Raw genomic sequence first — 7,049 nt, forward strand, 5'->3', positions numbered from 1 at the left:
TTTCAGTACGGTTTGAAGTAGTCGAACGGCTCGCGGCAATCCATGCAGCGATACAGCGCCTTGCACGCCGTTGAACCGAATTGCGCGAGGCGTTCCGTATGCAGCGAGCCGCAGCGCGGGCACGCGGGTTTATCGACAATGCGCGGGACAAATCGCAATGGACGTTCTTGCGGCGCGTGTTCGTTCGAGCCGCAATTGCCCATCGGCGGTGCGATACCGTATTGCTTGAGCTTTTCGCGGGCGGCTTTGGTCATCCAGTCGGTGGTCCACGCGGGCGCGAGAACCGTCTCTATCCGATACTTCGTGAAACCCGCCGCATTGAGCGCCGCGCCAATATCTTCTGCAATCTGGTACATCGCCGGGCAGCCGGAATACGTTGGCGTGACGACGATTTCAAGCGTTTCATTCGTGCCGCGGCGGACGTCGCGCAAAATGCCCAGTTCGCGTATGGACACAACAGGGATTTCCGGGTCCGGCACGGCTTCGAGCACTTCCCACACGTGCTCCAGCGTGAGGTCATCTAAAGCGGTCATTGCGCTCACCACGTTGCGCCCGGATGCTGCCGCGCGATGCTCTGCAATTCCGCGAGCAAATAACCCATGTGCTCGGAATGCTCGCCAAGCTTGCCGGTGGAAACGTGTTTGGCATCGGCTGGTTTTTGCAGCGTGGCTTCGGCCAGAGTCGCCTCTACATCCTCACGCCACGCCGGCTCGAGACTGGCTGTGAGTGGACCAATACCCGCATCAGCAATGCTTGTCTCCACGTCATCCACGCTGAAAAACTCGCGCGTGTACGGCATCAGATAATCAACCGCCGCCTGAGCCCGGCGATGCGATTCCTCCGTGCCATCGCCGAAACGCAGCAGCCAGTCGCTCGCATGATTCAGGTGATAGCGCGTCTCCTTGATCGACTTGGACGCGATCGCGGCAAGCTGCGCGTCGTCCGATTGCGTGAGCGCTGTCCAGAGATGCGCCATCAGCGTTGAATACAGGAAATTGCGCACGACCGTCACCGCGTAATCGCGATCCGATCTCGCCGTGCCCGACAACGGCCCCGCGTGGGGCAACTCGGTCAGCGTGTAATTGCGGAAATCACGCTCGTTGCGGAAATACGCGTAGTCGTCTTCGGTTTTGCTCGTGCCGTAAAGCGCGGCGTCGAGCGTGGCTGCGTGCGAGTACAGCAAGCGCGCCTGACCAATCAAATCCAGACTGATGTTGGCGAGCGCGATGTCTTCCTCGAGCACCGGACCGTGTCCGCACCATTCCCCGTTGCGCTGGCCGAGGATCAGCGCGTTGTCGGCGAGGCGCAGCACGTAGGAAAGATGTTGGGGCGTCGTCATGGGCTTGACCCTTCGATCACATGTGGTTGATTTCGTCGGGCAGCACGAAGAACGTCGGATGACGATAAATCTTGTCGCCAGCGGGTTCGAAAAACTCGGCTTTGTCGGCGGGATTGGAGGCCGTAATTGCCGCCGATGGCACCACCCAGATGCTTACGCCTTCCTGGCGCCGCGTGTAGACGTCGCGCGCCATGCGCAGCGCCGCGGGCGCGTCCGGCGCATGCAGGCTGCCGCAATGCTTGTGGTCGAGGCCCTGCTTGCTGCGCACGAACACTTCCCAGATCGGCCATTCGTTGTTCATCTTTCGCTCCTTATGCCGCTTGTTTTTGCGCGCGTGCGGCCTGTTTCGCGGAATAGACGAGGGCGGCTTCGCGAACCCAGGCGCCGTCTTCATGCGCTTTCACGCGCGTGGCGAGCCGTTCCTTGTTGCACGGGCCATCGCCATTCACGACGCGCCAGAATTCATCCCAATCGATCGCGCCATAGTCATGCGCTTGCCGTTCCGCGTTCCATGTCAGATCGGGATCGGGCAGCGTGACACCGAGAATCCTCGCCTGCTCGACGGTGGCATCGACGAATTTCTGCCGCAGATCATCATTCGAAATCCGCTTGATGCCCCACTTGAACGATTGCCCGCTGTGAATGGAATCCTTGTCGCTCGGACCGAACATCATCAGCACAGGCCACCACCAGCGATCGACCGCCTGCTGGACCATGTCCTTTTGCGCCTGCGTGCCCTTCATCATGGAGAGAAGCGCGTCGAACCCCTGACGCTGATGGAACGACTCTTCCTTGCAGATGCGGATCATGGCGCGCGCGTATGGGCCGTAGGTGCAGCGGCAAAGCGGGATCTGGTTCATGATCGCCGCGCCGTCGACCAGCCAGCCAATCACACCGACGTCCGCCCAAGTGGGCGTTGGGTAATTGAAGATGCTCGAATACTTAGCCCGGCCCGCGTGCAGGGCATCGACGAGTTGATCGCGCGATACCCCCATGGTCTCCGCCGCGCTATACAAATAGAGGCCGTGGCCGCCCTCGTCCTGCACCTTCGCGAGCAGGATCGCCTTGCGCTTCAGACTCGGCGCGCGCGAAATCCAGTTGCCCTCGGGCAGCATTCCAATGATCTCCGAATGCGCGTGCTGCGAGATCTGGCGAATCAGCGTCTTGCGGTACGCGTCGGGCATCCAATCCTGAGGTTCGATCTTGCCGTCAGCGGCCATGACGGCGTCGAAACGGGCAAGTTCCGGCGACGTTGTTGCTGGATCGATGGACTGAACGTTGCCGGGGATATCGAGGGATTGCGTGTACATGACGATCGCTCGCTTTGGAAAGTTACCGTGGCGCAATTATAAACCGACCGGACGGTCGGTTTATGGATTTTTTTTAAGATATCCGTTTCAGACGGGCACAATTTCCCTGGTCAGGCCGCCTCCACGGCAATGCGACAATACCGTCCGACTCTCACTACTTTGCTCTGCATGCCGTCATCGTCCGAAACTCCTATTCCACGCGTGGCCGTTATCGGCGGCGGCCCTGCGGGCTTGATGGCGGCGGAAGCGCTGGCGGCGGGCGGCGCAGAAGTGGATTTGTATGACGCAATGCCATCGGTGGGCCGCAAGTTCTTGATGGCCGGCAAAGGCGGCATGAATCTCACTCATTCCGAGCCGGCCGAGGCTTTCCTGTCGCGTTATGGCGAGCGTCGGGTTCAGATAGAACCGCTGTTGCGTCATTTCGATGCCGCCGCCTTGCGCGCGTGGACCCACGAACTGGGCGTCGAAACTTTCATTGGCAGTTCGGGCCGTGTTTTTCCCGCCGACATGAAAGCCGCACCCATGCTGCGCGCGTGGTTGCATCGGCTGCGCGGGGCGGGTGTGCGCTTTCACATGCGGCACAAATGGATCGGATGGGACGAGGCTACGCCGCACGCGCTGCGATTCGCGACCCCGGAAGGGGATCGCCAGATCGAAGCCAATGCCGTCGTGCTCGCCTTGGGCGGCGCGAGCTGGCCGCGTCTCGGGTCGGACGCTGCGTGGATCGAGCACCTGGAAACGCACGATGTTGCGCTCGCACCGTTCAAGCCGTCGAATTGCGGATTCGATATCGCCTGGAGCGAGCATTTCAGCAGCCGCTTCGCCGGCGAGCCGCTGAAGTCGGTTTCAATCGGCCTGCCGCGCCAAGATGGCGGCGTGGATTGGCGCACGGGCGAATGCTTGCTGACATCGACGGGTATTGAAGGCAGTTTGGTCTACGCGTTGTCCGCGCGTATTCGGGATCGTCTGGCAGATGGACACGCCACGTTCCTGCTGGATCTCTTGCCAGCCTTGACGCCCGAGCGCGTGCACGACGAAGTCACGCATCCGCGCGGCGCACGTTCCATGTCGAGCCATTTGCAAAGCCGTTTGAACCTGACGGGCGCGAAAGCAGGCCTGCTGCGCGAGTGCCTGAGCCGCGAAGATTTCTCCGACACCACCCGTCTCGCGCAACGCATCAAGGCGCTGCCGTTGACAGTGACGCAGCCAAGGCCCATCGCCGAGGCAATCAGCAGCGCAGGCGGCGTGAGATTCGAATCGATGAATTCGCAGTTGATGCTCGCCGCATTGCCCGGCGTTTTCTGCGCGGGCGAGATGCTGGATTGGGAAGCGCCGACTGGCGGCTACTTGCTGACGGCGTGTTTTGCGAGCGGACGGGTCGCGGGCGAGGCGGCGTTGGCGTATGTGAACCGGAAGCCGGACGATGCCCCGCTCTGAAAAGCCCGGCCTCAAGCTGGCACAAGCCGCCACAAAGAAGTAACTTCGGCCGATCTCGCCGCGTACAGCGGATCGGTTTTATCGGCGGCGCGGGGATGATGCGGGCGCACGTCCATCCTGCCATCCGTTTTCAGGCCGGCGCGATCGACCCATTCCTGAAATTGCGCGCGCGTACGCAATCCCAAATGCTCGGCCAGATCCGACAAAATCAACCAGCCTTCGCCGCCAGGCGTCAAATGCGCGGCGAGGCCATCCAGGAAACCGCGCAACATCCGGCTTTCCGGGTCATAGATTGCATGTTCGATCGCCGAACTCGGCCGCGCTGGCAGCCACGGCGGATTGCATACGATCAACGGGGCGCGGCCTTCCGGAAACAGGTCGGCCTCAAGCACCTTCACTTGCTGCGAATATCCAAGTAAATCGATGTTTTCGCGCGCACAAGCAAGCGCGCGCGGATCGATCTCCGTTGCTAACACACGTTTCACGCCGCGCTGGGCCAGCAGCGCCGCCAGTACGCCCGTGCCCGTGCCGATATCGAATGCCAATTCCTTCGATGGCAACGGTTGATCCGCCACCAGCTTCACATACTCGCCGCGCACGGGCGAAAACACGCCGTAATAAGGATGAATCCGCGCGCCAAGCGCTTCCACGTCCACGCCCTTCTTGCGCCACTCGTGCGCGCCGACCAGCCCAAGTACTTCACGCAACGACACGACCGACTCCCCCGCCGCCGGCCCGTACGCTTCCTCGCATGCCTCTTTCACCACTGGCGCGCGCCGCAGCGTGATGGCGTACTCGGCGTCGAGCGGCAGCAGGAACATGCCGAGTGTGCGCGCCCGCTGAGACTGCGCAAGCCGATGCAAATTGAACGCTTCCGCGGGCGCAGGCGGCGCGGCCGGTGTGTCGGCGGGTGACTCGGTGGATGAGTCGGCCTTGGCGCTGCGTTGCTTCGCTTTCGCCTTCGCGGACTTCTTTGGCCTCGTTTCTATGCGCCTTGCGACAGCCTGCAACAATTGCCGCGCGTTCTGGAAATCGCCGCGCCACAAGATGGCCGTTCCTTCGCAAGCCAGCCGATACGCCGAGTCAGCCGTCATCTGGTCGTCGCCTATCACCACGCGTTTTGGCGGCGCGATTCCGCTTTCCGAGCGCCAGAGCGCCGAATGGCTCTCGCCTTGTTCCTCCCATTCAATGAGGGCGGGCGCGGCGCTGGTGCTGGAAGAGGTTTTGGAATGCATGCTGAATAAGTACCGGACAAAGTAAGAACCGCGAAGCGGAATGCCGACATTCTGAGGGCTTTTCGAAAAATGATCCGATTTTCGATGATTCCGGGCCTAATGGAATTGACTGCTCGCCTGCATCGTGACCGCTGTAAGCGTGCGGTTTGCCGGGTAAGGCACAATCGGTTTTTCCGAAAATATTCCGTTCCCCGATGAACCTTCGCGTCCTTTCCGCCGTTGCCGCCACGGCGTTTTCCGCCTTCCTGTTTCCGCCCACGCTGGCTTTCGCCGACGACGCGCCAGCCGGGCATTGGGTCAGCGCCTGGAGCACGGCGCTGCAGCAGATTCCGCAACGCGCCGAATTGCCGGCGCTGTATCGCGCGCCTGAAGTTGGCGGGCGCACTGTCAGGCAGATCGTCTATCCGGCTATCGATGGTAAACAGCTTCGCCTGCGATTCAGCAATGTCTATGGCACGGCGCCGCTGGTCATTGACGGCGCGCAGATCGCGCGTGCGGTTTCGGGCAACGCCGCCGCGATACGCGCAGGAACAAGCCGTCCCGTGACCTTCGGCGGAAGGCCGGATGTGACCATCGCGCCGGGCGGCCAGGTCGACAGCGATCCTGTCACGTTCAATGTCGCCGCGCACCAGCCGCTGGCCGTAAGCACCTATATGGCCGCCGGGCAGAAACTGGCCGCCTGGCACCGCGTGGCGAGTCAGGTCAACTACATTTCGATGCCCGGCAACCATTCCGCCGATACGGACGCAGCCGCCTTCCGCACGCGCTTCACGCAATTCGTGTGGCTGACAAGCGTTGCCGTCGATACCGCCTCTGCGCAGACGCTGGTGGCCATCGGCGATTCCATTACCGACGGAATGCGCTCCACGCCCAATGCCAATCGTCGATGGACCGACGCGCTCGCGCGCCGGCTGACGCAAAAGGGAATCGAAGGAACGTCGGTCGTGAACGCCGGAATCAGCGGCAACCGGTTGCTGAGCCCGTCACCTTGCTACGGCGACGCAGTACTTAATCGTTTCGACCGAGACGCGTTACGTCAGCCGGGCGTTCGGTCGGTGATCGTGCTGATCGGCATCAACGACATCAACTTCCCTTCCATGCCGGCGCGCGCCGGCCTCGATTGCGACGATCCCCATACGGCCGTCACCGCCGACATACTGCTGCGCGGATACCAGCGGCTCGTTGCCCAGGCGCATCAGCGCGGAATCAGGATATACGGCGCAACGCTGACACCCGCGGCCTTGCCGGCTGAACGCGAGGCGATTCGTACCGCCGTCAATAATTCCATCCGATCCAGCCACGCGTTCGATGGTGTTATCGACTTCGATCGCGCGCTGCGCGACCCGGACCATCCTGACAAATTGCAACGCCGCTACGACAGTGGCGACCATATCCACCCGAGCGATGCGGGGTATGCCGCGATGGCGGAGGCGGTTCCGATCGAGGAAATGGGTTTGGCGAGGGCTCCTGCCGGGAGCAAATAGAACTTTCCCAAGGATAATTTGAAGATATCCTTGCCATGCTTCTTGGTTTCACCTATTATTCGCCTCCTCGTTTCGCAACGAGGGCCGCTAGAGAAACAGGCGGGCTCCAAAGTCGGTAAGTTTGAAAGCAAATTGCTCACAAACTAGTTGACAGGGAGAAAAAGATACTACATAATCTCGTTTCTGTGCTGCAAACGCAGCGACGCGAAAGCGGCGGTGTTCCGAGGGTTGGAATGCTGGTGTT

At 61.4% G+C, this 7,049-nt stretch carries 7 protein-coding genes; 2 read left to right on the forward strand and 5 right to left on the reverse strand.

Annotated elements, in window-relative coordinates; genetic code table 11:
* Nucleotides 1-2 precede the first annotated feature (2 nt).
* Genes paaD through paaA form a run of 4 tightly spaced genes read right to left on the reverse strand, consistent with a single transcriptional unit; the run spans nt 3 to nt 2,649 of the window.
* On the reverse strand, nt 3-533 hold the full coding sequence (gene paaD / locus AWB64_RS23195; RefSeq protein ID WP_060857778.1) for a 1,2-phenylacetyl-CoA epoxidase subunit PaaD: 531 nt from the start codon (nt 531-533) through the stop codon (nt 3-5).
* A 5-nt stretch (nt 534-538) separates the two neighbouring features.
* Nucleotides 539-1,339, reverse strand: a complete 801-nt coding sequence (paaC, locus tag AWB64_RS23200; RefSeq protein ID WP_060857779.1) for a 1,2-phenylacetyl-CoA epoxidase subunit PaaC — start codon at nt 1,337-1,339, stop codon at nt 539-541.
* A gap of 16 nt (nt 1,340-1,355) precedes the next feature.
* On the reverse strand, nt 1,356-1,640 hold the full coding sequence (gene paaB / locus AWB64_RS23205; protein ID WP_060857780.1) for a 1,2-phenylacetyl-CoA epoxidase subunit PaaB: 285 nt from the start codon (nt 1,638-1,640) through the stop codon (nt 1,356-1,358).
* Between the two features lie 10 nt (nt 1,641-1,650).
* Nucleotides 1,651-2,649, reverse strand: a complete 999-nt coding sequence (paaA, locus tag AWB64_RS23210) for a 1,2-phenylacetyl-CoA epoxidase subunit PaaA (RefSeq protein ID WP_060857781.1) — start codon at nt 2,647-2,649, stop codon at nt 1,651-1,653.
* A gap of 168 nt (nt 2,650-2,817) precedes the next feature.
* Between paaA and AWB64_RS23215 the strand changes: the two genes are divergently transcribed.
* Nucleotides 2,818-4,086, forward strand: coding sequence for a TIGR03862 family flavoprotein (locus tag AWB64_RS23215; RefSeq protein ID WP_060857782.1), 1,269 nt, complete (start codon nt 2,818-2,820; stop codon nt 4,084-4,086).
* Between the two features lie 11 nt (nt 4,087-4,097).
* Here the strand turns inward: AWB64_RS23215 and AWB64_RS23220 are convergent, their stop codons facing one another.
* Nucleotides 4,098-5,321, reverse strand: coding sequence for a 50S ribosomal protein L11 methyltransferase (locus AWB64_RS23220; RefSeq protein WP_060857783.1), 1,224 nt, complete (start codon nt 5,319-5,321; stop codon nt 4,098-4,100).
* A 194-nt stretch (nt 5,322-5,515) separates the two neighbouring features.
* Here AWB64_RS23220 and AWB64_RS23225 point away from each other — a divergent pair, with 194 nt between their 5' ends.
* Nucleotides 5,516-6,805, forward strand: coding sequence for an SGNH/GDSL hydrolase family protein (locus AWB64_RS23225; protein WP_060857784.1), 1,290 nt, complete (start codon nt 5,516-5,518; stop codon nt 6,803-6,805).
* The last annotated feature ends 244 nt before the right edge of the window (nt 6,806-7,049 follow it).

It is taken from the genome of Caballeronia sordidicola (genome assembly GCF_001544455.2).
Taxonomy (GTDB): domain Bacteria; phylum Pseudomonadota; class Gammaproteobacteria; order Burkholderiales; family Burkholderiaceae; genus Caballeronia; species Caballeronia sordidicola.